Annotated in this window: 21 protein-coding genes; 12 read left to right on the plus strand and 9 right to left on the minus strand. The window is 66.9% G+C overall.

Going from position 1 to position 25834, the window contains the following annotated elements; genetic code table 11:
* Nucleotides 1-32: 32 nt before the first annotated feature.
* Together C1O66_RS21020 and C1O66_RS21025 are read right to left on the minus strand one after the other, a co-directional pair.
* Entirely contained in the window at nucleotides 33-1061 is a 1029-nt protein-coding gene (locus tag C1O66_RS21020) for a sulfate ABC transporter substrate-binding protein (protein ID WP_102769977.1), read from the minus strand.
* A gap of 561 nt (nucleotides 1062-1622) precedes the next feature.
* Entirely contained in the window at nucleotides 1623-3206 is a 1584-nt protein-coding gene (locus C1O66_RS21025) for an ABC transporter substrate-binding protein (protein WP_102769978.1), read from the minus strand.
* A gap of 297 nt (nucleotides 3207-3503) precedes the next feature.
* Here C1O66_RS21025 and C1O66_RS21030 point away from each other — a divergent pair, with 297 nt between their 5' ends.
* The 5 genes from C1O66_RS21030 to C1O66_RS21050 all read left to right on the plus strand — a co-directional run bounded on the left by C1O66_RS21030 (nucleotide 3504) and on the right by C1O66_RS21050 (nucleotide 7821).
* Entirely contained in the window at nucleotides 3504-4391 is an 888-nt protein-coding gene (locus C1O66_RS21030; RefSeq protein ID WP_102769979.1) for a dienelactone hydrolase family protein, read from the plus strand.
* A gap of 110 nt (nucleotides 4392-4501) precedes the next feature.
* A complete protein-coding gene (locus tag C1O66_RS21035) occupies nucleotides 4502-5218 on the plus strand; it encodes a glutathione S-transferase N-terminal domain-containing protein (RefSeq protein ID WP_102769980.1) in 717 nt (238 codons plus the stop codon).
* 112 nt (nucleotides 5219-5330) lie between these two features.
* On the plus strand, nucleotides 5331-5579 hold the full coding sequence (locus C1O66_RS21040; protein WP_102770411.1) for a hypothetical protein: 249 nt from the start codon (nucleotides 5331-5333) through the stop codon (nucleotides 5577-5579).
* Between the two features lie 146 nt (nucleotides 5580-5725).
* On the plus strand, nucleotides 5726-6871 hold the full coding sequence (locus tag C1O66_RS21045; RefSeq protein ID WP_207796049.1) for a sensor histidine kinase: 1146 nt from the start codon (nucleotides 5726-5728) through the stop codon (nucleotides 6869-6871).
* Nucleotides 6868-7821 carry a LytR/AlgR family response regulator transcription factor gene (locus C1O66_RS21050; RefSeq protein ID WP_102769981.1) on the plus strand — a complete coding sequence of 318 codons (954 nt, stop codon included), beginning with the start codon at nucleotides 6868-6870 and terminating at the stop codon, nucleotides 7819-7821. The genes C1O66_RS21045 and C1O66_RS21050 overlap by 4 nt, the downstream gene beginning before the upstream one ends.
* Before the next feature lie 35 nt (nucleotides 7822-7856).
* Here the strand turns inward: C1O66_RS21050 and C1O66_RS21055 are convergent, their stop codons facing one another.
* From C1O66_RS21055 to kynB, 7 genes are all read right to left on the minus strand, one after another.
* Nucleotides 7857-8039, minus strand: coding sequence for a hypothetical protein (locus C1O66_RS21055; RefSeq protein WP_102769982.1), 183 nt, complete (start codon nucleotides 8037-8039; stop codon nucleotides 7857-7859).
* Nucleotides 8040-8222: 183 nt separating this feature from the next.
* Nucleotides 8223-10031 (minus strand): aminopeptidase P family protein, encoded by a 1809-nt coding sequence (locus C1O66_RS21060; protein ID WP_102769983.1) that lies wholly within the window; start codon nucleotides 10029-10031, stop codon nucleotides 8223-8225.
* A gap of 170 nt (nucleotides 10032-10201) precedes the next feature.
* A complete protein-coding gene (locus tag C1O66_RS21065; protein WP_102769984.1) occupies nucleotides 10202-12727 on the minus strand; it encodes a sensor histidine kinase in 2526 nt (841 codons plus the stop codon).
* A gap of 27 nt (nucleotides 12728-12754) precedes the next feature.
* A complete protein-coding gene (locus tag C1O66_RS21070; RefSeq protein ID WP_223696827.1) occupies nucleotides 12755-13498 on the minus strand; it encodes an ABC transporter substrate-binding protein in 744 nt (247 codons plus the stop codon).
* 262 nt (nucleotides 13499-13760) lie between these two features.
* Nucleotides 13761-14705, minus strand: coding sequence for a tryptophan 2,3-dioxygenase (gene kynA / locus C1O66_RS21075; RefSeq protein ID WP_102769986.1), 945 nt, complete (start codon nucleotides 14703-14705; stop codon nucleotides 13761-13763).
* Nucleotides 14702-16000 carry a kynureninase gene (gene kynU, locus C1O66_RS21080; RefSeq protein ID WP_102769987.1) on the minus strand — a complete coding sequence of 433 codons (1299 nt, stop codon included), beginning with the start codon at nucleotides 15998-16000 and terminating at the stop codon, nucleotides 14702-14704. Before kynU ends, kynA begins: the two co-directional genes overlap by 4 nt.
* Before the next feature lie 40 nt (nucleotides 16001-16040).
* Entirely contained in the window at nucleotides 16041-16670 is a 630-nt protein-coding gene (gene kynB / locus C1O66_RS21085; protein ID WP_102769988.1) for an arylformamidase, read from the minus strand.
* A gap of 286 nt (nucleotides 16671-16956) precedes the next feature.
* Here kynB and C1O66_RS21090 point away from each other — a divergent pair, with 286 nt between their 5' ends.
* The 7 genes from C1O66_RS21090 (at nucleotide 16957) to C1O66_RS21120 (ending at nucleotide 25809) form a co-directional block, all read left to right on the plus strand.
* Nucleotides 16957-19308 carry a bifunctional salicylyl-CoA 5-hydroxylase/oxidoreductase gene (locus C1O66_RS21090; protein WP_102769989.1) on the plus strand — a complete coding sequence of 784 codons (2352 nt, stop codon included), beginning with the start codon at nucleotides 16957-16959 and terminating at the stop codon, nucleotides 19306-19308.
* Nucleotides 19309-19311: 3 nt separating this feature from the next.
* Nucleotides 19312-20109 (plus strand): SDR family NAD(P)-dependent oxidoreductase, encoded by a 798-nt coding sequence (locus C1O66_RS21095; RefSeq protein ID WP_102769990.1) that lies wholly within the window; start codon nucleotides 19312-19314, stop codon nucleotides 20107-20109.
* Nucleotides 20110-20114: 5 nt separating this feature from the next.
* Entirely contained in the window at nucleotides 20115-20687 is a 573-nt protein-coding gene (locus C1O66_RS21100; RefSeq protein WP_243392946.1) for a MarR family winged helix-turn-helix transcriptional regulator, read from the plus strand.
* Nucleotides 20684-21538, plus strand: a complete 855-nt coding sequence (locus C1O66_RS21105) for an enoyl-CoA hydratase family protein (RefSeq protein WP_102769992.1) — start codon at nucleotides 20684-20686, stop codon at nucleotides 21536-21538. The genes C1O66_RS21100 and C1O66_RS21105 overlap by 4 nt, the downstream gene beginning before the upstream one ends.
* A 15-nt stretch (nucleotides 21539-21553) precedes the next feature.
* Nucleotides 21554-22714, plus strand: a complete 1161-nt coding sequence (locus tag C1O66_RS21110; RefSeq protein ID WP_102770413.1) for an acyl-CoA dehydrogenase family protein — start codon at nucleotides 21554-21556, stop codon at nucleotides 22712-22714.
* 23 nt (nucleotides 22715-22737) lie between these two features.
* Nucleotides 22738-24393 (plus strand): AMP-binding protein, encoded by a 1656-nt coding sequence (locus C1O66_RS21115; protein ID WP_102770414.1) that lies wholly within the window; start codon nucleotides 22738-22740, stop codon nucleotides 24391-24393.
* A gap of 207 nt (nucleotides 24394-24600) precedes the next feature.
* A complete protein-coding gene (locus tag C1O66_RS21120; RefSeq protein ID WP_394341046.1) occupies nucleotides 24601-25809 on the plus strand; it encodes an ABC transporter substrate-binding protein in 1209 nt (402 codons plus the stop codon).
* Nucleotides 25810-25834 lie beyond the last annotated feature (25 nt).

Genomic DNA, 25834 nt, shown 5'->3' on the forward strand with positions numbered 1-25834 from the left:
CAGCGGGACGGGGTCAGTGAGCCAGTCGGGCCTCAGCGCTTGATGCCGGCCACGATCTGGTCGTACTGGCCCCCATCGGCGAAATGGGTCTTGCTGACCTTGGCCCAGCCGCCCAGCAATTGGTCGACGCTGAACAGCTTGATCGGCGCGAAGCGCTTCTCTTCGCGCTTGAACACGGCCGCATCACGCGGGCGGAAGTTGTGGCGGGCGATGATGGCCTGTGCTTCAGGGGTGTAGAGGAAGTCCAGATAGGCCTTGGCGGTGGCGGCGGAGCCCTTTTTGGCGACCACCTTGTCGTTGATGGCCACGGGTGCATCCGCTTCGATGGACACGCTGGGGTTGGCCACCTCGAACAAGCCCTTGCCGAACTCGTTCTCGATCAGCTCGGCTTCCGATTCAAAGGTCAGCAGCACATCGCCGATGCCGCGCTGGGTGAAAGTGGTGGTAGCGCCGCGGCCACCGCCGTCCAGCACCGGCACGTTGGCGAAAATCTTGCTGACCAACTCCTTGGCCTGAGCGTCATTGCCGCCCTTGGCCAGCACGCTGCCCCAGGCAGCCAGATAGCTGTAGCGGCCATTGCCCGTCACCTTGGGGTTGGGGATGATGACTTGCACGCCGGCACGGGCCAGATCGTTCCAGTCCTTGATGCCCTTGGGGTTGCCCTTGCGCACCAGGAACAGGATGGTGGAGCTGTAGGGCGCGGCATTGTTGGGGAAACGGCTGCGCCATTCAGTGGGCGTGAAGCCCTTGTCGGCCAGCACGTCCACATCGGTCGCCTGGTTCATGGTCACCACATCGGCCTCCAGGCCGCCGATCACGGAACCGATCTGTTTGCTGGAGCCGCCGTGCGATTGGTTGATCGTCAAGGCCTTGCCCGTCTTGGCTTGGTGCTGCTTGATGAAGGCCGGGTTGATCTCTTTGTACAGCTCGCGGCTCACGTCGTAGGAGACGTTGAGCAGGGTGTCGGCCGGGCTTTGCGCCATGGCGCTTGCAGGCATCAGGCTCCAGGCCAGCAGGGCAGTGGCGGCCAGGGCGACGGTGCGGCGAGAGGTCTTTTCCATGATGTCAGGCGGGGCAGGGCATGCCCGGTTGGAGAGTCAGGCTCGCACTGTGCCTGCCGCCTCTTATTCATGGAACAACAGTTTTTATATTTGTTTATCCGTGTTTTGAATAAGTGACCGTCTGGAAACGAAGCTTGGGTCATTCCAACCAATGCCAGGGGCGCGCTCGCTGAAGAATCGGTCCGGGCCGTGCGGGCGCTTGCTCACTTTCGCTTTCCCCATGCACCCCATCAGCAAGTGCGCACACGGCCCGGCCTATCCCCTGTGCACGCCGTCGACGCGGCGAGCTGGCTGGCAGCCCCCACGCGCGACCCAGTGGCACAGGTCACCGGTCTTTCCTGCTTCTTCCTCTTCGTCCCTCGGGCCGCGTCTTTGTCGCGGCCTTTTCCTCGTGACGATGTTTCTTGGTGTTCGCCGCCGACGGTTTGTTTGCCGTCCTTGGCGAAGCCCAGTCTAGGTGGCCGCCTGCGCCGCGCCCAAGAAGTTTTGCGCAGGAATATGTCTGCATAACGAATAAGTCAGGCAGCATGGCGCGCCCCGGCTTCGAGATGCCGGGCAGGCTCATTTGGGCCCGACCGTGATCCAGCGCCATTCCAGCCAGTTGTCCGGGCGGTGCACCACCTGGATATGGCTTCGGGCCGCCCAGGGGATGAACTGGCGGTGCAGGGGGATGTAGTGCACCTGCTCGGCCTGGCGCTTGAAGGCCTGCTTGATCAGTTGTTGGCGCTTGGCTTCATCGGGCTCCTTGCTGGAGGCGGCGACCAGGGCATCGAGCTCATCATCCTTGAAATTGCCGCGGTTGTACTCGCCCACGCCCTTCTCGCCGCGGTTGCGGAAATGCGAGGTGAAGATGCTCTCGGGGTCGGTGATGGAGCCGCCCCAGCCGAAGAGATAGGCCGAGGTGTCCAGCTGCTCCAGCTTGCTGAAGATCAGGCCTTTGGGCTGGGCGTTCACGCGGGTCTTGATGCCCAGCTTGGCCCATTGCGAGGCCAGGGTCATGCAGATGCGCTCGTCGTTGACGTAGCGGTTGTTGGGGCAGTCCAGCGTGAACTCGAAGCCATTGGCATAGCCGGCCTCGGCCAGCAGCTTCTTGGCGGCGGCCAGGTCGTAGGGCAGGCGGGCTTCCAGGGCCGGGTCGTTGAAGCTGCCCAGGGGCGAGGGCACCAAGGCACCGGTGGGCGCAGATTGGCCGTTCATCAGCTTGGTCTTGATCGATTCGATGTCGATCGCCTGGTAGAGCGCGCGCCGCACCCGCACATCCTTGAAGGGGTTCTTGCCCTTGACATTGCTGTAGAGCAGCTCGTCGCGGCCTTGGTCCAGGCCGATGAAGATGATGCGGTTCTCGGGGCCGTTGACGATCTTGACGCCGGGCGTGCGGGCCAAGTTCTCCAGGTCGCGCGGCGACGGGTCGAGCACGAAATCCACCTCGCCCGAGACCAGGGCCGCGGTGCGGGTGGCATCGCTCTTGATCGGGGTGTAGATCACCTCCTGCACATTGCCCTCGATCTGGCCCCAGTACTTGGGGTTGCGCTTGAACACCGTCTTGCTGTCGGGCGCGCGGCTGACCAGCATGAAGGGGCCGGTGCCATTGGCGTTGAAGGCGGCGTAGGACTCCTCCTTGGCCGAGAAGTCCTGGGTGCGCGTGGCCTTGTGGGCCTCGGCCCAGCCGCGGCTCATGATGTAGATCGTGGTCAGGTGCTGCAGAAAGATCGGGTTCACCTGGGGCAGGCTGAACTCCACCGTCAAATCGTCCACCTTGCGCGGCTCACCCACCGCATTGGCGTACATGGCGATCTGCGAGCTGGGCTGCTTGGCGCGCTGGATGGAAAAGACGACGTCATCGGCCGTGAAGGGCCGGCCGTCGTGGAACTTCACCCCCGGGCGCAGCTTCAGGCGCCAGCTCTGCGGGCCCAGCTGCTTCCACTCGGTGGCCAGCTGAGGCACCAGCTTGAGCTGCGGGTCACGGGTGACCAGGAACTCATAGATCTGGCCGTTGACGGTGTTGGTCAGGGTTTCATTCTGTGCATAGGGGTCCAGCGTCAGCGGATCACCGGCGCTGGCCCAGCGCAGGGTTTGGGCCTGGGCGGAGGGCAATGTCCAGGTCAGGGCGGCGCCCAACAGGCAGGCCAGCAGGGGCGATTTCATGAGGCAGACTCCGTACAACAAAGCGGGGCGGCCGGGACGGGCGCAGCGTGAGCCCGTCGCCAGCCAGAAAAGGGCGGCAGTGTACGCAAGCGGCGTCCGCGGCGCCTGCGCTCGGCGCAATGGTCGCAGCTTTGCCATTGCCATTGCGTCTATCGTCTTGCGAAAAGCTTCGTAGCCAAGGAGACTGCCTGCCGGCTTGAATGTGCCGCTGCGCCCGGCGTCGTGGCGCTGTTTTCTGCACGGACTACAGGCTGTGTGCCTCGTCACCTTGTCATCCACCTCTATTGGAGCCGCCTCATGACACGTTTGACCGCCCAGGATTTCTCGCCCGAGATCCTCCGGCTCTTTGACCACTATGTCCACGGAGGCCTCAGCCGTCGCGGCTTTCTCGACCAGGCGCAGCGTGCCCTGGGCAGCGCCGCGGCGGCCACGGCCACGCTGGCGGCCCTGTCGCCCCGCTTTGCCGCGGCGCAGCAGGTCAAGCCGGACGATGCGCGCATCAGCACCCGCTGGCTGGAGATCGATTCGCCCCAGGGCAATGGCCGCGTGCGCGGCTACCTGGCTCGGCCTGCCGGCGCCAAGGGCCGCTTGCCCTCGGTCCTGGTGGTGCATGAAAACCGCGGCCTGAACCCGCACATCGAGGACATCACCCGGCGCCTGGCGCTGGACGGCTTTCTCGCCTACGCGCCCGATGCGCTCTTCAACCTGGGCGGCTACCCCGGCGACGAAGACAAGGCGCGCGAGCTCTTCGGTAAGCTCGATGCGGGCAAGACCCGTGCCGATTTCGTGGCCGCAGCCCGTGCGCTGCAGGCCTTGCCCGAGGGCAACGGCCGTGTCGGCGTGGTGGGTTTCTGCTTCGGTGGTGGCATCGCCAACTACCTGGCCACCCAACTGCCCGACCTGGCTGCCGCCGTGCCTTTCTACGGCGGCCAGCCGCCGGTTGAAGAGGTGGCCAAGATCAAGGCCCCGCTCCTGATCCACTATGCCGCCCAGGATGAACGCATCAACGCCGGCTGGCCCAAGTACGAGGCCGCGCTCAAGGCCGCCGGCGTGCCCTTCGAGGCGCACATCTACGCCGGCACCCAGCATGGTTTCAACAACGACACCACGCCGCGATTCGATGCCGAGGCGGCCAAGCTGGCCTGGCAGCGCACCGTGGATTTCTTCAAGGCCAAGCTGGCTTGAGGGTTGGAGGCCCGCCGTGCCCCGGGCAAGAGCCCGGGCCGGCAAGGGCAATCCGCGGCGGCGATGATGCGTGCTCTTGAATCTTGAACGCCTTCTTGCCCACATTGCCCATGTCCGATCTGAGCTCCTTCGCCATCACCCGCAAATGGCCGGCCCGCCACCCCGAGCGTCTGCAGCTCTACTCCCTGCCCACGCCCAATGGCGTCAAGGTGTCGATCGCGCTGGAGGAGCTGGGCCTGCCTTACGAGGCGCATCGCGTCAGCTTTGACAGCCAGGACCAGTTCTCGCCCGAGTTCCTGTCCCTGAACCCCAACAACAAGATTCCGGCCATCCTCGACCCGCAGGGCCCGGGCGGCGTGCCTTTGGCGCTGTGGGAATCGGGCGCCATCCTGGTCTACCTGGCCGAGAAGCCGCAGGCGCAAGCGCTTCAGTTGCTGCCTGCCGATGCGGCTCTGCGTTACGAGACCCTGCAGTGGCTGATGTTCCAGATGGGCGGCGTCGGGCCGATGATGGGTCAGCTGGGTTTCTTCCACAAGTTTGCGGGCAAGGACTACGAGGACAAACGCCCGCGCGACCGCTACGCCGCCGAGACACGCCGCCTGCTGGGCGTGTTGAACCAGCGACTGAGCGGCCGCCGCTGGCTGATGGGCGACGCGTACACGATCGCAGACATCGCCGTCTTCCCCTGGATCAACAACCTCCTGAACTTCTACGGCGCCGGCGAGTTGGTCGGCATCGCCGAGTTCCCCGAAGTGGCGCGGGTGCTGCAGGCCTTTCTCGACCGCCCGGCGGTGCAGCGCGGATTGCAACAACCGGGCCTCGCCTGAGCGCCACCCCCTCCAAAGAGGGCCCTCTTTCGGGTTAGAGCGATTTCCTGTCTGGGCGCGCACAGTGCGCAGCAGCTCGCGGGCTTTTCCGCCGCCACAGCAGGAGATCCACATGCATTTCGAAGAAGTTGACGCCGGGGACTACCGTATCTACGCCGGCGCCATGAATCGCTTGCACAGCTATGGCTATGTGGCCGCCGTCGTGGTGATGCGGGTGCGAGGCGAACTGCCGCGCCAGGAAGCCTACCGGGATGAAGCCCTGGCCGGCGGTTTTGGCTGGTCCTCGCCGGCCGAGGCCCTGCGCTTTGCCATCAATGCCGGGCGCGATTTCGTCATGTGCCGCATCGGCGCCCCGGCCTGAGGCAGCCCTACCGTATGGGGCTTTGTGGCTGAAAAACGCCGCTGCGGGCCTGTTGGGGCAGCCGCCCGAGGTCGATAAACCGCTGTTCGTCGCGCGGCTTGCTTCAAAGCCTTGGAGTCGGGCTTGCCTGCGGCTACGCTGCCGGCATGTCGAAAGTTCCCCCATTGCTGGACGGTCCTGCCGCCAGCACCGGCCGCATGCCGTTTGCGCGGCAAGAGGCTGCAACCGTGTTGAGCCAGGCGGAAGCCTGGAGGGCCTTTCTGGTCTACCTGAATCCCAGCCGGGTGCTGTCCACCCTGGGCCTGGCGGCTTTCGCCGCCGTTCTGCTCTCGCCCATCTTCGCTGTCAGCTTTCCGGTTCTGCTGGGGCGCACCTTGTTTGTCGGCCTGCTGGGCCTGCTGGGCTTTGCCGTGGCCGGCCACTGGCCCCGGCGCTTGCCGCGTTGGCTGGCGCGCTGGTTGCTGCAGGTGCTGGCCGTGGTGGTGATGGTGCCGACGGCCACCCTGGTTGTGTACCTGGTGGCGGTGGGCGGCGATCTCTACCGCCTGCTCAACAGCGAAGGGCGCATGTTCGGCTTTCTCTGGATCGCCGGCTCGGGCCTGCTGGTGGCGCCGCTGCTGGCCATGGGCGCGCTGTACCGGCAGCGCGATGCCGAGGCACGCAGCCAGGCCTTGCGCTTCGAACTGGAGCGCAGCGAGCTGGAGCGCCAAGCCCTCGATGTGCGCCTGCGCCTGCTGCAAGCCCAGGTCGAGCCCCATTTCCTCTTCAACACCCTGGCCAATGTGCGCGCCCTGGTGGAAACCGGCAGCCCGCAAGCGGCACCGGTGCTGCGCAGCCTGATTGCCTATCTGCGCGCCGCCATGCCGCGCCTGCAGAGCGAGGTGGCAACCCTGGGCGACGAGCTGACCCTTGTGCGCGCCTATCTCGAGCTGATGCACCTGCGCATGCCGGACCGGCTCAGCTTTAGCATCCACATTCCGGCCGAGCTGGAGAACCTGCGCTTTCCGCCCATGGCCTTGCTGACCCTGGTGGAGAACGCGGTGCGCCATGGCATCGATCCCAGCGAGGAGGGTGGCCACATCGAGCTCGGTGCCGAGCGCAGCACAGCCGAGGGTGGGGTTCGCCTCTGGGTCAGCGACAGCGGCATGGGCCTGAGCCAGAGCGCGGGCTCGGGCACCGGCCTGCGCAATCTGCGCGAGCGGCTCAAGGTCTTCTACCCCGGCGGGGCCAGCCTGGCCCTGAGTGAGAATCAGCCGCACGGCCTGCGCGCCGAGATCCAGTTCCAGCCATGAGTTCAGACCTGCCCCAAATCGTCGCCTCCGCCGCCGTGCCTACAGCCGCGCCCACGGCCCTGGTCGCCGATGACGAACCTCTGTTGCGCGACAGCCTGGTGCGCGCGCTCGCGCAGGCCTGGCCGGAGCTGCAGGTGCTGGGCCAGGCGCGCAATGGCCGTGAGGCGGTCGAGAAGTTTGAGCAGCTGCGCCCGGACATCGTGTTTCTCGATGTGCACATGCCGGGCCTGAACGGGGTCGAGGCGGCGCGGCAGCTGGCGCGTCGAGCGCACATCGTCTTCGTCACCGCCTACGAGCAGTACGCCGTCCAGGCCTTTGAGCAGGGCGCCTTGGATTACCTGGTCAAGCCCGTCGATGAGGCCCGATTGGCAGACACGGTTGCGAGGCTGAAGCAGCGCCTGGTGGAGCAGCGCTCCGTGCAGGGGCACGCACCGGCGCTTGATCCTGCAGAGCATGCGGCGAGGGATGCCTCGCCTGTGCTGCCGCCAGCCGCGCTGGAGGCCGTGATTCAGCAGCTGTTGACGCGCCTGCAGCAAGCGCCCCGCGCCGAGCCCACGGTGGTGACCGCCGCGCCGGGCGCTTCGACTTTGCCGGCGGGATCAGCCGCCAGCGCCGCTCAGCCGGCCTATCTGCAGTGGATCCGTGCCTCGGTGGGCGCCAGCTTGAAGCTGATTCCGGTGGACGAGATCATCTATCTGCGTTCGGACGAGAAGTACACCCTGGTCGTCTGGCCCGAGGGCGAGGCCTTGATCCGCACGCCCATCCGCGAGCTGATGGAGCAGATCGACCCGCAGCGCTTTGCCCAGGTTCACCGCTCGGTGGTGGTCAATCTGCATGCCATCAGCCATGTCACCCGGGGTCCGAACGAGACCGCCGATGTGCACCTGAAGGAGCGGCCCGAGGTGCTGCCGGTCAGCCGCAGCTACCTGCACCTGTTCCGGCAGATGTAGGCCAAGCCCCGGGGCGGGCTCAGCGGCTCATCGGCTCAGCGGCTTGGCGCCGGCCCGCTGACCACCACCGGGTCCAGGCGCCACAGCACCGGCGTCTTGCCCTCGGGCGTGAAGAACCAGCTGTCGACCAGGCCAACGACGATCAGCAGCAGCAAGGCCGCGAGCAGGGCGCCATGCAAGCCACTTTCCGAAAACACATGGATGCTTTTGCGGGCCATGATGGACTCCTTCCTGGCTCATGAAAACAGCGGGGCGGTCCGAACAACTCTAGGCCGCCGTTCGTGTGAGTTCCAGTGCCGCGAGCCAGTGACAAGCATGAAAAAAGGCGGCCGAAGCCGCCTTGTTCTGGGTGGTCCTGAGACTGCTCAGGCGTTCACTCAAATCATCGCTCAAATATTTGCTCAGATGGCCTCGGTACGGGCCATCAGCCAGGCCAGGCCGGCGCCGCTGAGCAGAGGGGCCAGGCGGCGGCGCACCTCGGCGTGGTACTGGTTCAGCCAGGCGATCTCGTCCGCGCGCATCAGGCTCAGGTCGATGCAGCGGGTTTCGATCGGGCACAGGGTCAGGGTCTCGAAGCGCAGCATCTCGCCGAACTGGCCGCGCTCGGGCGTGTCCAGGCCGGTGTTGAGCACCAGGTTCTCGATGCGCACGCCCCATTGGCCCGGGCGGTAGAGACCCGGTTCGATCGAGGTGATCATGCCGTGCTCCATGGCCATGGTCGCGTCGGGCACAGCCTTGGAGATGCTTTGCGGGCCTTCATGGACGTTCATGAAGTAGCCGACGCCGTGGCCGGTGCCGTGGCTGTAGTCCAGGCCATGCTCCCACAGCGGGCTGCGTGCCAGGGCGTCGAGCATGGGGCTGAGCGTGCCGCGCGGGAAGCAGGCGCGTGAGAGGTTGATCGTGCCCTTGAGCACCAGGGTGTAGTCGCGCTTTTGCGCGGCGCTGACCTCGCCGATGCCCCAGACGCGGGTGATGTCGGTGGTGCCGCCCAGGTACTGGCCGCCCGAGTCGATCAGCAGCAGGCCGTTGCCCTCGATCACGCTGTGCGAAGCCGGCGTGGCGCGGTAGTGCGGCATGGCGCCGTTGGCATTGAAGCCGGCGATCGTGGGGAAGCTCAGGCCCTTGAAGCCGGGGCGGCGCGCGCGTGCGGCCGTCAGCTCCTCGTCGATGGTCAGCTCGGTGATGCGCTGCTGGCCCAGGGCGCTCTCCAGCCAGGCGTAGAACTCGCACATGGCGGCGCCGTCCTGCTCCATGGCCTCGCGCACGAAGGCGGCTTCGGCGGCGGTCTTGCGGCTCTTGGCCAGGGTGCTGGGGTTGATCGCTTCACGGATGCTGGCGCTGGCCGGCACGGCCTGGCGCAGGCCGAAGGTGACGCGCTTGGGGTCCATCAGAACGCGCGCATCGGCCGGCAGGGCGGCCAGGGCGGTGGCGGCCTCAGCGTAGGGGCGCAGGCTCACGCCGTCGGCGGCCAGGCGGGCCTGCAGGGCCGCGTCGATCTTGCCTTCGGCCACAAACAGGGTGGCCGCTTGCGCGTCCAGCAGCACATGGGCCATGAAGACCGGGTTGTAGTCCACGTCCGAGCCGCGCAGGTTCAGCAGCCAGGCCACATCGTCGACGCTGCTGATGAAATGGTGGCTGCAGCCCTGGGTGGCCACGGCGGCGCGGATGGCGGCCAGCTTGTCGGCGCGGCTGACCGTGGCCTGCGGAGCGGTGTGTTCCCAGACGGCGCTGTCGGGCAGACCCGGGCGCTCGGCCCAGACTTCGTCGACCAGGTCGATGTCGGTGCGCAGGGTGATGCGAGCTTCGGCCATGGCCGTGCTCAGCAGGCGGGCCAGGGCCAGGCCCAGCACCTGGCCGTCTACGGCCAGGGTCTGGCCGGCTTGCAGCTGGGCGGCGATCCAGGCGATGTAGTCGGTGGCCGCTCCGCTCATGACCTTGACCAGCTCGATGCCGGTGCCGGCCAGCTCGGTCTCGGCCTGGGTCCAGTAGCGGCTGTCGGCAAAGATGGCGGCGCGCTCGCGCGTCACCACCAGGGTGCCGACCGAGCCGGTGAAGCCCGACAGCCACTGGCGCGCCTGCCAGCGCTCGGGCAGGTATTCGGACAGATGCGGGTCGGCCGAGGGCACCAGCACGGCGTGGACGTCGTTGCGCTTCAGGGCATCGCGCATTTTCTCGATGCGCAGGGTCAGGGTGGATGTGCGAGCGTCCATGGCGGGGTCTCCGGGTCTGTGGTGCGTCTGCGCGGGTCGCGCGTGGGGCGCGGGTGTGCGCCTGAATCGTCTGAAACCGGGCGGAATTGTAGGTGGCTGTGGCCTGGCAGGTCGGCGCGCTGCGCTCGAAGCTGGCGCTTTGCGCCCGAATTTGGCGCGAGAGGTGAGCTTCAAGCCGGCGGCAGCCAGAACTCGAACAGGCAGCCGCCCTGGGCGTGGTTGTGGGCGTTCAGCGTGCCGCCATGGGCATGCATGATCTTGCGCGCGATGGTCAGGCCCAGGCCTGTGCCTCTGCTGCCGGGCTTGTGATTGCTGCCCTGTACAAAAGGCTGGAACACCGATTCCAGTTCGGCCTCCGGAATGCCCGGGCCTTGGTCATGGACAGAGATGCATAGACCGGCAGGCTCTCGTCGCACCTGCACGTCCACCGTGCTGCCGCTGGGGGCGAAGCGCAGGGCGTTGTCCAGCACATTGCGCAGCGCCTGTTGCAGGCGTGGCGGATTGATGGCAGCCATCAGCGGCTGCTCGGGCGGCAGTTGCAAAGCCAGCAGGACTTCGCGCGGCTGGGCCCGGCCCTGCATCTCCTTGTGCAGCTCCAGCAGCAGGGGCCGCAGGTCCTGGATTTCAAGCTTGAGCTGGCCCTGTGTGCTTTCGACATGGGACAGATCCAGCAGCGGATCCACCAGATCCTGCATGCGCTGGCCGGCGGTGTGGATGCGGGCAAACATGTCCTGCAGCTTGGGGTGCTCGCCGCTGCGATTCAGGCCCAGCTCGGAGAAGCCGATGATGCTTTGCAGCGGCGTGCGCAGTTCGTGGCTCATATTGGCGACGAATTCGCTCTTCATCTTGTTGGTGCGCTCGGCCGCGTCGCGCGCCTCGCGGATCTGGCGCTCGGCCTCGACAAAGCGGCTCACATCAATCGCGCTGCCCAGCACACCGGCCGTGCGGCCCTGGGCATCGGTGAACACGGTACGGTGGGTCAGGTAGTCACGGCCGCGCTCGTGGATCTCCAGCTGTTCGCTGCCGCCCTCGCGAAGCAGGCGCGCGTCCAGCTCCTCGGGCTTTCGTGCGACGCCGGCTGGGCGCAGCTCGCTGAGCTTGCGGCCCAGGGCCAGGTTCTTGTCCACGCCCGACATCTCGCTCCAGGCCTGGTTGACCATGACGAAGCGCAGTTGCTGGTCCTTGGCAAAGATGGGGATGGGGCAGACGTCGATCAGGCGGGCCGTGAAGTCGAGCTGGGCCTGCAGGCGTTGGCGGGCGTCCTCGCGTTCGGTCACGTCGATGGCAAAACCGACGAAGCCGTGAATCTGGCCGTTGTCCTGACGCACCGGCGTGACGGTCACCTCGAGCACCCGCTGCCGCCCCTGCTGGGGCAGCAGGCGCAGGGCGATGGGCAGGTTGAGAAAGCCGCTGCCGGTGTGAAAGAGGCTGCGCGCCCGGGCTTGGTCACGCGGGTCGATCAACTCGGAGAAGCGGCGTCCCAGCATCGGGGCTTGGTCCTTGCTGCTGAGGAAATCGGCATGGTTGACGAACTGCAGCAGGCCCTCCGGGTCGGTGCGGAACATCAGCTCCTGAACGTTGTGAATGAGCAGGCTTTGCTCGCGTTCCTTGGTCGCCAGGTGGCGGTGGGCGGTCTGCAGCTCACGCCGAGCGAGGTCGTAAGCGCCCAGGGCGCGCCAGGCCATGGCGCCCAGAGCCGCCATCACGGCCAGGCCGGCCGCCAGGCTCAGGCCGACGACCCGGGCGCTCTGAAACAGCTGGTTCATTAACAGGCTGCTGGGCAGCTCCACCACCACCACCCAGGGGTGGTCGCGGGCCAGTTCGAATGCACCCAGGGCAGGCGACGGGTCCAGCCCTTGCTCGCTCTCGTAGCTGGCGCGTTCACGCCCGGGCAGGTGATCGCGGAACACGGTGTGGCCGGCCAGCATGCTGCCGGGCTCGCGCACAGGCTGGACACGACTGGCGATCAGCTGGCCGCTCAGGCTCAACAGCGCGGCCTGGTGCTGGCCGCTGCCCAACTGGCGTTCAAATAGATTGGCGAAATAGTCCGGGTTCAGCGCTGCCACCAGATGCAGGGGCGCCCGATTGCCGACCAGACTCAGAGTCATGGGCACAAAGTAGCTTGAAGCTCTCGTGGCTGCCGTGATTCCGGGCTTGCCATCGGCCTGGCCGGCAGTCGGATGAGCGGGCAGCTCGTTCAGATCGCGGCCTTGCTGCACATCGCCGAGCCTGGCGCTGCCACTGATGATCTCGGGCTTGTGACTCAGGCGCAGCAGATCCAGTTGCAGGTCCAGATTGGCCGGATTGCTGCTGGCAATCACGCGGCCGTTCTCGTCCAGCAGCGAGAAGCTACGCACAAAGGGCAGGCCAGGCAAGGTCTGGCTCAGCAAGCGGCTGCTGGCCGCGCCCTCGGGGCTGGGCGAATCACTGGCGCCGAGGCTGCGGGCCAGGCCTTGCAGGGCCAAGTTGGCAGTTCCCAGGGTCTGGTTGGTCTGGGCCTCCAGCGTGCGGGCGTAGAGGGCGCAGTGTTCGATTTCGGTATGCCGGTTCTGGCGGTACTCCAGCCACAAGAAACCGCCGGCCAGTGCAAGCAGGGCCAGGCTCAGCAGGGCCGTGCCCCAAATCGCCATGCCGCCGTTGACCCAGGCCGGCAACTGGGCAGGGGGCGGCTGGAAGCCTGGGGCTTGATCGCTCATGGGTCGATCGATCGGCTCGCGGGCCGGTCAGCGCGGCAGCAGAATTTCACTCAGGCCGTGCTTCTTGGCCGCCGCCACCAGGCGGCCGTCTTTCTTGATGGCGGCCACAAAGGTGTTGAGCCGGCCCAGCCACTCCTCATCGCCGGGTTTGACGGCGTAGGCATAGGGCAGAACGGAAAACGGCGTCGGTGAGGACACCAGACGTGCCCAGTCGGCGTTGTCCAGCAGGCGGCGGCTGTAGGGGTAGTCGGTCATGAAGATGTCCACTCGGCCGGCTTCCAGCTCCTGCTCGCGGGTCTGCGGTGGGCGGATCACCACCACCTGGGCCTGTTTGAGCCAGGCGCTGACCACCGGCTCCATGAAGGTGCCGGCCTGCACGGCGACCTTGATGCCGGGCTTGTCGATGTCTGACCAGGCGCGGATGCTGCGGCTGCTGCGCGTGGTGATGCCGTAAATGTCGCTCTGCAGGTAGGGGCTGCTGAAACGCAGCTGCTGCTGGCGCTCCGCCGTCACGCCGATGGCGAACATGGCCACATCGCAGCGATCATGGCTCAGGTCTTCGATCAGCTTGGGAAAAGACGATTCGACATGCTGCAGTTTGACGCCCAGATCCTGGGCCAGGGCCGCGGACAGATCGATGTCGATGCCCTGCAGTTCGCCGGTGCGCGGGCTGCGGAAGGTGACGCCGTAGTAGCCGGGCCAGATGCAGACCTTGAGCTGCTGCTCGCGCTGCACGCGCTTGAGCACGTCGCCGGCCTGGGCCGGGGCCATGCCGGCCGCCAACAAGGTGAAAAGGGCAACACATCCCAGACGGGTCGCGGCAAGCGTCGACCGGCCCGGAATCCACATCAAACTGCGCATGACAAGGACCCCTGTGTGCGGCACGCTTCCTGGCACGATCAGGGGTCCGATCTGGACCCGGTGCTCCCATGGGCGGCCGTCGCAGCCGACTGTATAGCAAAGCCACGGGACTCAAACCGCAGGAATTGGCCGTTTGTACCGCCTTGTCCTGCAGTTTGAGGCTGGGGCGGGCTCAGAGCTCGGTGCGCAGCGCCCACAGCTCGGGGAAGAGCACCGTGTCCAGCATCTTGCGCAGGTAGGACACGCCCGAGGTGCCGCCCGTGCCGCGCTTGAAGCCGATCACCCGCTCGACCGTGGTGACATGGCGGAAGCGCCAGAGCCGGAAGGCATCCTCCAGGTCGACCAGTTCCTCGCCCATCTGGTAGAGGTCCCAGTGCTGCTCGGGGCTGCGGTAGACCTCCAGCCAGGCGGCCTTGACGCCTTCGCTGGCCGCATAGGGCTGGGTCCAGTCGCGTGCCAGCGCCTCGGCCGGCACGGCAATGCCGCGGCGCTGCATCAGGCGGATCGCCTCGTCGTAGAGCGAGGGCGCACGCCAGGCGGCTTCCACCTCGGCCAGCAGATCGGGCCGGTGGGCGTGCGGCTTGAGCATGGCCGCGTTCTTGTTGCCCAACATGAACTCGATGCGGCGGTACTGCGCGCTCTGGAAACCGCTGCTGTTCGAGAGGTAAGGCCGGATGGCCGTGTACTCGGGCGGCGTCATGGTGGCCAGCACATCCCAGGCATGGACCAGCTGCTCCATGATCTTGGACACCCGGGCCAGCATCTTGAAGGCCTCGGGCAAGCGGTCGGCCGCCACACAGGCCACGGCGGCCTGCATCTCATGCAGCATCAGCTTCATCCACAGCTCCGAGGTCTGGTGCTGGACGATGAAGAGCATCTCGTTGTGCTCGGGCGAGAGCGGATGCTGGGCGCTGAGGATCTGGTCGAGATGCAGGTAGTCGCCGTAGCTCATGTCTTTCGAGAAGTCGAGCTGCGCCCCGTGGAATGAAGCCCCCACGTCGCTGCGCTCCTGCCCCCCGAGGGGGCGCCCGCTGCCTTGGGGCGGCCCGGCGTCAGCGGCTTTCACAATCTGCTCGGTCCGACCCGCCTGGCCTTCGTGATGGTGCGGGCAGCTCATGTCACCGCTCCCTGGCGTGCGAACTCGGGGCGCTGCCACTCTTCGGTCTTGAGCACCTGGTAGAGGTGTTCCACGGCGGCATAGACGTCGGCAAAGCCGATGTAGAGCGGCGTGAAGCCGAAGCGCAGGATGTGGGGCACTTCGTCGAGTCGGGCCGGGTCACCGGCGCGGAAGTCGCCGATCACGCCGCGGGCGATCAGGGCCTGGATCACCGCATAGCCGGCATGCTGCAGCGGCGCGGCCAGGCTCAGGCAGACCTGGCTGCCGCGCCGCTCAGGATTGCGGGGCGAGGCCAGGCGCACGCCCAGGGCGCCGCAGCGTTCCTCGGCCAGCTCGATGAAGAGCTCCGTCAGCGCGATGCTCTTCTTGCGCAGCGCGGCCATGCCGCCCAGGCCCTCGGCCGCCAGCACCGTGTCGACCCCGCATTCCAGCGCTGCGGTGGACAGCATGGCCGGCGTGCCGCAGATATAGCGCTTGATGCCGGGGGCGGGCTGGTAGTCCGGCGTGAACTGGAAGGGTGCGGCATGGCCCAGCCAGCCCGAGAGCGGCTGCCAGAAGCGGTCGGCATGGCGCGGGTGGGCCCAGACAAAAGCCGGTGCGCCGGGGCCGCCGTTCAGGTATTTGTAGCCGCAGCCGACGGCGAAGTCGGCATCCGCGCCTTTCAAGTCCACCGGCACGGCGCCGGCCGAGTGGGCCAGGTCCCAGATCACCAGGGCGCCGGCCGCGTGGGCGGCGGCGGTCAAGGCCTTCATATCGTGCTTGTAGCCGGTGCGGTAGTTGACCTCGGTGATCATCAGCACGGCCAGATCGGCGTTCAGCGTGCCCGCGATCTCGTCCACGCTGTCCACCAGGTGCAGGCGCGCGCCATGCTGGCGGGCCAGGCTTTCGGCGATGTAGAGATCGGTCGGGAAGTTGCTGCGTTCGGACACGATCACCTTGCGCGCCGGGGCGTCCGCCTGAGCAATGCGCAAGGCAGCGGACAGCACCTTGTAGAGGTTCAGCGAGGTCGAGTCGGCCACCACCAGCTCGCCCGGGCCGGCGCCCACCAGGCGCGCGATCTTGTCGCCGATCTTGCCGGGCAGCTCCATCCAGCCGGCCGTGTTCCAGCTCTTGATCAGGTCCTGGCCCCATTCGCGCTGGATCACCTCCTGCACGCGGCCCAGGGTGGCGCGCGGCAGCACGCCCAGGGAATTGCCGTCCAGGTAGATGACGCCGGGCGGCAGGTCGAACTGCTGGCGCAGCTCGCGCAAGGGGTCCTCTTGATCGAGGACGTCGCAGTCTTGCAAGGTGGTCATGGTCGTGTCTCCAGGGGAAAGTCGAAATCAGTGGATTCGTTCAGAGCGCGCGCAGCACGGCGCGCACCGGCGAGGCGCAGGCGCCGGCCAGCTTCAGGGGCAGGGCGATCAGCTCGTAGTCGCCTTCGGGCACCTCGTCCAGCACCAGGTTCTCCAGCACGCGCAGGTCCAGGCGCAGCAGCTGCTGGTGGCTGTCCAGGCTCTTGCTGCTGGCCGGGTCCACCGAGGGTGTGTCCAGGCCGATCAGGCGCACGCCGCGCGCGGCCAGCCAGGCCACGGTCTCGGGCGCGAAGGCGCTGAACTCGGGGTTCCAGACCGTGTCGGCGCGCTCGCAGCATCGCACCAGCACGCGCGGCGGCAGGCCATCGGCCGCATGCTGCAAGTGCTCGATGCGGATCAGCGGCCCGCAGCCGATCGCATGGATCACGCGGCAGGGGCCTAGATAGGCGTCGAGCGCCACGCTGGCCGCGTCGGCGGCATTGTTGGCGTAGTGCAGGGGGGCATCGGCATGGGCGCCGACATGGGGCGACATGGTCAGCGCGCTCAGATTGACCGGGCATTCGGGCGAGAGCCGTGCCGTCCAGTTCAGGCGGTAGGGCTCGTCGCCGGGAAAGATCGGGGCCTCGGGTGAGACCGTGGGCGAGATGTCCCAGAGTGTCTTGGGCGGCATGTGTGGGGTGCTCTCAGTGAATCATCAACAGCTCAAACACTGCGGCCAGTCCCCGGGGGAGGGGGCCAAGCTCACAGCGGGCGAGACCTTAACAAGGCCTGAAAGCGCGTGGTGTCGGTTAATTCCAACAGCTTCGCACGCGCATAAGGCGCCCGGTTTGAAACGAAATCGGAAGCCAAATTGAACAGGGTATGTCCCGATTCGGCAAGCTCAGAATAATTGTTGACGCCTAAACTATCAAGGCCTAAAGTGCGTCGCAACACCACGGTTTCAGCGAGAGCCCAGCATGCGCATCACCTGTATCGGCGGCGGCCCAGCCGGCCTGTATTTCGCTCTGCTGATGAAGCAGCAAGACCCCAGCCATGAGATCACCGTGCTGGAGCGCAACCGCCCCGGTGACACCTTCGGCTGGGGCGTGGTCTTCTCCGACCAGACCCTGGGCGCCATGCGCGAAGCCGATGCGCCCACGGCCGAGGCCATCCTGACCGCCTTCAACCACTGGGACGATATCGATGTGCACATCGCCGGCCGCAGCATGCGCTCGGGCGGCCATGGTTTTTGCGGCATCGGCCGCATGAAGCTGCTGAACATCCTGCAGTCGCGCTGTGCCGAGCTGGGTGTGAAGCTGGTCTACGAACACGAGGTGCAAGACGATGAAGGCGTGGATGCCGACCTCATCATCGCCTGTGACGGCCTGAACAGCCGCATCCGCCAGAAGTACAGCGCCACCTACCAGCCCGATATCGATCTGCGCCAATGCCGCTTTGTCTGGCTGGGCACGACCAAGCTCTTTGACGCCTTCACCTTCGATTTTCAGAAGACCGAACATGGCTGGTTCCAGGCCCATGCCTACAAGTTTGACGAGACGCACTCGACCTTCATTGTCGAGACGCCCGAGTCGGTCTGGCAGGCCGCCGGCCTGGAGGCCATGAGCAAGGAAGAGGGCATTGCCTTCTGCGAGCGCCTGTTCGCCAAGGTGCTGGACGGCCACTCGCTCATCAGCAATGCCTCGCATCTGCGCGGCTCGGCGCAGTGGATCCGGTTCCCACGCGTCGTCTGCAAGAACTGGGTGCACCACAACGGCCGTGCGCCGGTGGTGCTGATGGGCGATGCCGCCCACACCGCGCACTTCTCCATCGGCTCCGGCACCAAACTCGCGCTGGAAGATGCGATCGCCCTGGCTCGCGATATCGGCGACGCCGGCGGTGATCTGACCCGCGCCCTGGAGGTCTACCAGGCCAGCCGCAGCATCGAGGTGCTGCGCATCCAGAACGCCGCGCGCAACTCCACCGAATGGTTTGAGAACGTGGAGCGCCACGCCCATCTGGCGCCCGAGCAGTTTGCCTATTCCCTGTTGACCCGCTCGCAGCGCATCTCGCATGAGAACCTGCGCCAGCGCGATGCCGGCTATGTGGGTCGCTTCGAGGCCTGGCTGGCGGCGCAGAGTGGCCTGCCCGAGCAGGCCGTGCCGCCCATGTTCACGCCCTTCCGCCTGCGCGGGCTGACGCTGAAGAACCGCGTCGTGGTCTCGCCCATGGCGCAGTACTCCTGTGTCGACGGCGTCGTCGGCGACTACCACCTGATGCACCTGGGCGCCCGTGCCACCGGCGGCGCCGGCCTGGTCTTTGCCGAGATGACTTGCCCCTCGGCCGATGGCCGCATCACGCCGGGCTGCCCCGGCCTCTACACCGATCTGCAGGGCCTGGCCTGGCAGCGCATCGTTGACTTCGTGCATACGCACAGCAGCGCCAAGATCGCCATGCAGCTGGGCCACGCCGGCGCCAAGGGCTCGACCCGGCGCGGCTGGGAGGGCATCGACCAGCCGCTGGAAACCGGCAACTGGCCCCTGATCTCGGCCTCGCCCCAGCAGTACCTGGCCGGCGTGAGCCAGACCTCGCGCGCCATGGACCGCGCCGATATGGACCGGGTGCGTGGTGACTTTGTCGCCGCCGCCCGCCGCGCGGCCGCGGCCGGATTCGACTGGCTGGAGCTGCACTGCGCCCACGGCTATCTGCTCTCCAGCTTCCTCTCGCCGCTGACCAACCACCGCGAGGACGAGTACGGCGGTTCGCTGGAGAACCGCCTGCGCTACCCGCTCGAGGTCTTCCGCGCCCTGCGTGCGGTCTGGCCGGAGGATCGGCCCATGTCGGTGCGCATCTCGGCTCATGACTGGGTGCCCGGCGGCAACACGCCGGAAGACGCGGTGCTGATCGCGGCAGCCTTCAAGGCGGCCGGCGCCGACCTGATTGATGTGTCCTCGGGCCAGGTCAGCAAGCAGGAAAAGCCCACCTACGGCCGCATGTGGCAAACCCCGTTCTCGGAAAGCATCCGCAACCGCGTCGGCATCGCCACCATGGCCGTGGGTGCCATCTCCGAGGCCGACCATGTCAACAGCATCATCGCGGCCGGCCGGGCTGACCTCTGCGCCATCGCCCGCCCGCATCTGGCCAACCCGGCCTGGACGCTCAGCGAAGCGGCGCGCATCGGCTACCAAGCCGGGCCGGGCCTCGACTGGCCGCGCGCCTATCTCTCGGCCAAGCCGCAGCTGGAAAAAGAGTTCGAGCGCCAGCGCGCGCAGGCCTCGGCCAGCGCGGGCTTGAGCGCGCAAGAGCAGGCCAACAAGGCCTTGGGGGTCTGAGCCATGGCCGGCAACTTTCCGCCTCTGGTTCAGCAACCTTTGCAAGGCCTGCATGCCGTGGTCACCGGCGGTGGCAGCGGCATTGGCGCGGCCATTGCGCAAAGCCTGCTGCAGGCCGGCGCCCGCGTCACCTTGATGGGCCGCAACCACGAGCGCCTGCAGGTGCAGCAGCTGGCCCTGGCGGCTCTGGGTGAGGTGGGGTTTCAGATCGTTGATGTCGGGGATGAGGTCAGTGTGCAGCGCGGCTTCGCCGCCGCCACGGCGCTGGCGCCGGTGGACATCCTGGTCAACAACGCCGGCCAAGTGGAAACCGCGCCGATCTCGCGCACCTCGCTGGAGCTCTGGCAGCGCATGCTGCAGGTCAATCTGACCGGCACCTTTTTGTGCAGCCGTGAGGTCCTGCCGGTGATGACGGCGCGCGGCTTCGGCCGCATCATCAATGTGGCCAGCACCGCCGCGCTGACCGGTTATGCCTATGTGGCGGCCTACTGCGCCGCCAAGCATGGCGTGCTGGGCCTGACCCGCGCCATGGCCCAGGAGACGGCCAAGAAAGGCGTCACCGTCAACGCCGTCTGCCCCGGCTACACCGAGACCGACATCGTCGACCGCGCGGTGCAGACCATCATGCAAAAGACCGGCCGCAGCGCCGATGAAGCCCGCGCCGAGCTGGCGGCAGGCAACCCGCTAGGTCGCCTGATCCAGCCGCAGGAAGTGGCGGCCACCGTGCTTTGGCTGGCGCGGCGCGACAGCGCGGCCATCAACGGCCAGGCGATCTCGGTCTGCGGGGGCGAGCTGCCATGACAAGCATGACATGCGCCCTCGGTCCCGCCGAGCTGGACCCGGGCCTGGATCTGGGGCCGGACCTGGAATCGCGGGTGATCGACGACCACCACCAGGCGCTCAAGCTCTGGCTGCGCCTGCTGGCCTGCACCAACCGGGTGGAGGGGGTGATCCGCAAGCGCCTGAGCCAGGATTTCGCCACCACCTTGCCGCGCTTCGACCTGCTGGCCCAGCTGGAGCGCCACCCCGAAGGCCTGGCCATGCGCGAGCTCTCCCAGCGCCTGATGGTGACCGGCGGCAACATCACCGGCATCACCGACCAGCTCGAATCCGAAGGCCTGGTGGTGCGCGAGGCCCACCCCAGCGACCGGCGCTCCTTCACCGTCAAGCTCACGCCGCAAGGCCGGCGCCAGTTCAAGCGCATGGCGGCCACGCATGAGCAATGGGTGGTGGAGCTGCTGGGCGGTTGGTCGGCCGAGCAGAAGACGGAGCTCTACGGCTTGATGGCCGTCTTGAAAAATCATCTGGGTGCGCTGGATGCTGCCTCAGCGGCGACCACCGGGGCCACCAGCCCCGCGAGCAAGGAGAAAAAGAAATGACGGAACGCGCCATGAGCGAACACCTGCGCGAGGGCAACCGCCAAAGCCTGCAGGGCTACACGCCCCAGCACTTTGGCTGGGCCCAGCACGGCGATGTGGGCCTGATCACCCTGAACCGGCCCGAACGCAAGAACCCGCTGACCTTCGAGAGCTATGCCGAGCTGCGCGATCTGTTCCGCCGCCTGAGCTATGTCGATGAGGTGCGCGCCATCGTCGTGCAGGGCGCCGGCGACAACTTCTGCAGCGGCGGCGATGTGCACGAGATCATCGGCCCGCTGACCACCATGAGCATGCCCGACCTGCTGGCCTTCACACGCATGACGGGCGATCTGGTCAAGGCCATGCGCGCCTGCCCGCAGCCGGTGATCGCCGCCATCGACGGCGTCTGTGCCGGTGCCGGTGCCATCATGGCCATGGCCTCGGACCTGCGCGTCGGCACGGCGCGCAGCAAGACGGCCTTCCTGTTCACCCGCGTCGGCCTGGCCGGCTGCGATATGGGCGCCTGCTCCATCCTGCCGCGCATCGTCGGCCAGGGCCGCGCCTCGGACCTGCTCTACAGCGGCCGCAGCTTGGGCGGCGAGGAGGGCTTGAGCTGGGGCTTCATGAACCGCCTGGTCGCGCCCGAGCGCCTGCTGCCCGAGGCCCTGGAATGGGCGCAGCAGATTGCCGGCGGCCCGGCCTTTGCCCACGCCATGACCAAGAAGATGCTGCATCAGGAATGGGCCATGGGCGTGGACGAGGCCATCGAGTCCGAAGCCCAGGCCCAGGCCATCTGCATGATGACGCAGGATTTTCATCGCGCGTATCACGCCTTCGTGGCCAAGCAACGGCCTGAGTTTCAGGGGGATTGAGCGATGAGTGAATCGATGGCGAACCCCGTGCTCAAGCACCTGGAGTGGCCGTTCTTCGAGCCGCGCCACCGCGAGCTGGCGGCACAGCTGGACGCCTGGTGCGCCGAGTTTCTGCACAGCGGCCACGGTGCCGATGTGGATGCCGAGTGCATCAGCCTGGTGCGCGCACTGGGGCAGGGTGGCTGGCTGCGCCATGCGGTGGCCGGCACGGCGCTCGGTGGTGCGGCCGAGGTGATCGACACCCGTGCCATCTGCCTGCTGCGCGAGACCCTGGCTCGCTACAACGGCCTGGCCGATTTCGCCTTTGCCATGCAAGGCCTGGGCTCGGGTGCGATCTCGCTGGCGGGCACGCCCGAGCAAAGAGAGCGTTATCTGCCGGCCGTGGCGCGCGGCGAGAAGCTGGCGGCTTTTGCCCTGTCCGAGCCGCAGGCCGGCTCCGATGTGGCGGCCCTGCAGTGCAGTGCGCGGCTGGAGGGTGACAGCTATGTCTTGAACGGCGAAAAGACCTGGATTTCCAACGGGGGCATCGCCGACTTCTATGTGGTGTTTGCTCGCACCGGCGAAGCGGCCGGTTCGCGCGGCATCAGCGCCTTCATCGTCGATGCCGGCACGCCGGGCTTCGAGATTGCCGAGCGCATCGAGGTGATCGCGCCTCATCCGCTGGCGCGGCTGAAGTTCACAGACTGCCGCATCCCGGCCATTCAACGCATCGGCGCGCCGGCCGAAGGCTTCAAGATCGCCATGCGAACGCTCGACGTCTTCCGCACCTCGGTGGCCGCTGCCGCCCTGGGCTTTGCGCGACGCGGCCTGCAAGAGGGCCTGGCCCAGGCCAGGAGCCGGGCCATGTTCGGCGCCCATCTGGCCGATCTGCCCCTGGCCCAGGCCAAGCTGGCCGAGATGGCCTGCACCGTGGACAGCTCGGCCCTGCTGGTCTACCGCGCCGCCTGGCAGCGCGACCAGGGCCAGACGGTCACGCGCGAGGCCGCCATGGCCAAGCTCATGGCCACCGAGGGCGCGCAGCAGGTGATCGACGCCGCGCTGCAACTGCATGGCGGCCGCGGCGTGCGCAGCGGCGAAATCGTGGAATCGCTGTACCGGGAAATCCGTGCCCTGCGCATTTACGAGGGCGCGAGCGAGGTGCAGCAGCTGATCATCGGACGGGACTTGTTGAAATGAACGCTTCTGCCTCCAGCACTGCCATGGCCTACACCTCGCATCAGGACCGCTTTGCGTTTGAGCACCTGCCGCCGCGCGAGCAGTGGCCCGAGCTGATCTTCGAGCTGCCCGAGCTGCAGTTCCCCGAACGCCTGAACTGCGCGCATGAGCTGCTGGACGCCTGGGTCGAGCGCGGCCAGGGCGATCGCCTCTGTGTGCAAGGCTTTGGCGTTGACGGCCAGCCGCTGCGCTGGAGCTATGCGCAGCTGCAGGCCGAGGCCAACCGCATCGCCCATGTGCTGGTCGATGAGCTGGGTGTGGTGCCGGGCAACCGCGTGCTGCTGCGTGGTGCCAACACGCCGGCCATGGCGGCCTGCTGGTTCGCGGTGATGAAGGTGGGGGCCATCGCCGTGGCCACCATGCCCCTGCTGCGCGCGGTGGAGCTGGAACAGATCATCCAGAAAGCCGAGATCCGCCACGCCCTGTGCGACGAGCGCCTGGCCGAGGAGCTGAGCCTGGCGCGCGAGCGCTGCCCGGGTCTGACACAGGCCCTGCTCTTCCACAGCGCGGCGCCTGAAGGCTTGGAGGCGCGCGCCGCGGCCAAGCCGGCGCAGTTCAGCACCGTGGACACCGCCGCTGAGGACTGCTGCATCATCGCCTTCACTTCGGGCACCACCGGGCAGCCCAAAGGCACCATGCATTTCCACCGCGATGTGATGGCCATCTGTCGCTGCTGGCCGCCGCATCTGCTGCGCCCGCAGGCCGACGATGTCTTCATCGGCAGCCCGCCGCTGGCCTTCACCTTTGGCCTGGGCGGCCTGCTGCTGTTCCCGATGACGGTGGGCGCCTCGACCGTGCTGCTGGAAAAAGCCTCGCCCGAGGCCTTGCTGCCGGCCGTGGCCCGCTACGGCGCCAGCGTCATGTTCACCGCGCCCACCTCCTACCGGGTGATGGCCCCGCTGCTGGATCAGCATGATCTGAGCAGCCTGCGCAAATGCGTCAGCGCCGGCGAGGCCTTGCCCGCTGCCACGCGCCAGCTCTGGAAAGAAGCGACCCGCGGCCGCACGGCAGCGGGCGAGGGCGGCATCGAGCTGATCGACGGCATCGGTGCCACCGAGCTGCTGCATATTTTCATTTCGCACGACGAGGCCACGGCCCGGCCCGGTGCCACCGGTCGGCCGGTGCCGGGTTACCGCGCCTGTGTGCTGGGCGAGGAGGGTCAGGTCTTGCCTCCCGGTCAGGTGGGTCGTCTGGCCGTCAAGGGCCCGACCGGCTGCCGCTACCTGGCCGACGAGCGCCAGAAGAACTATGTGCTGAACGGCTGGAACCTGACCGGCGACGCCTACCTCGTCGATGAGAAGGGTTTCTTCGTCTACCAGGCGCGCACCGACGACATGATCATCTCCGGCGGCTACAACATCGCCGGCCCCGAGGTGGAAGCGGCCCTGTTGCTGCATCCGGCCGTGGCCGAGTGCGGGGTGGTGGGGCAGGCCGATGAAGAACGCGGCCAGATCGTCAAGGCCGTGGTGGTGCTGCGGCCCGGCTTCGAGGCCGGGCCCGAGCTGAGCAAGACCTTGCAGGATTTCGTCAAGGCCACCATCGCCCCCTACAAATACCCGCGCGCCATCGAGTTCCGCGAGCGCCTGCCGCGTACTGAGACCGGCAAGCTGCAACGCTTCCGCCTGCGCCAGCCCGCCTAGAGCTTGTGAATTTTCTACTGCGCGACTGCCATGCGTCGTTGGTCCGGTGCTCGGAATCCTCACGTACAGGAAGTACGTTCCGGGTCCTGCGCTCCGTCCGCCTAGCCTGACAGCCGCTCGCTACGAAAATTCCCAAGCTAACAGTTCCATTCCTCGTGTTGTGATTTGTTGATTGCCCCATTCACCCCCGCCCTGGAGACCCTTGCCATGAAGACCAAGCGCTCAATGATGAAGAAGCTCGTGCCCGCCGCCTTGAACTCAGCTGCGATGGCTTGCGTGTTGCTCGGCGCCAGCGGCTCCGCTTTGGCGGCCGACAAGGTCAAGGTCGGCCTGCTCAGCACCTTGTCCGGCCCCGGCGCTGGCCTGGGCGTGGACATCCGCGATGGCTTTCAGCTGGGGCTCAAGCATGCGGGTGGCAAGTTCGGCGGCCTGCCGGTCGAGCTGATCACGGCGGACGACCAGCAGAACCCCGAGGTCGCCAAGCAGACCTCGGACCGCCTGATCAAGCGTGACAAGGTCGACTTCATGACCGGCATCGTGTTTTCCAATCTGATGCTCGCCGTGGGCCCCAGCGTGTTCGAAAGCAAGACGCCTTACATCAGCGCCAATGCCGGCCCCTCGCAATACGCCGGTGAGCAGTGCAACCCCTATTTCTTCAACGTGGCCTGGCAGAACGACAACCTGCACGAGGCCGTGGGCAAGACGGTGATGGACAAGGGCTTCAAGAAGCTGGTGCTGCTGGCGCCGAACTACCCGGCCGGCAAGGATGCGCTGACCGGCTTCAAGCGCTTCTACAAGGGCGCGGTGGTCGAGGAGATCTACACCAAGCTCGGCCAGCTGGACTACGCCGCCGAGCTGGCGCAGGCGCGCGCCGCCAAGCCCGATGCCATGTACATCTTCCTGCCCGGCGGCATGGGCATCAACTTCATCAAGCAGTTTGTCGGCGCCGGCCTGTCCAAGGACGTGACCCTGTTCGGCCCCGGCTTCTCGGCCGACGAGGATGTGATCAAGGCCGTGGGCGAGCCCATGCTGGGCATGTTCAACAGCTCGCACTGGGCGCATGACATGGACAACGCCGCCAACAAGAAGTTCGTGGCGGACTTCCAGAAAGACTACGGCCGCCTGCCTTCGCTCTACGCCAGCCAGGGCTATGACGCGGCCTTGCTGATGAACGCCGCGGTGCGCGATGTGAAGGGCAAGATCGAAGACAAGGACGCGCTGCTCAAGGCCATCAAGGCCGCCAAGTTCGAGTCCGTGCGCGGCGCTTTCAAGTTCAACAACAACCAATACCCGATCCAGGACTACTACCTGCGCGTGATCGGCAAGGACGCCCAGGGCCGCGTCACCAACAAGACCCTGGGCAAGATCTTCAGCAACCATGCGGATGCCTACGCGGCGTCGTGCAAGATGAAGTGAGATGCAAGTGAACAGGTGAACAGGT

Source organism: Paucibacter aquatile (genome assembly GCF_002885975.1).
Taxonomy (GTDB): domain Bacteria; phylum Pseudomonadota; class Gammaproteobacteria; order Burkholderiales; family Burkholderiaceae_C; genus Paucibacter_A; species Paucibacter_A aquatilis.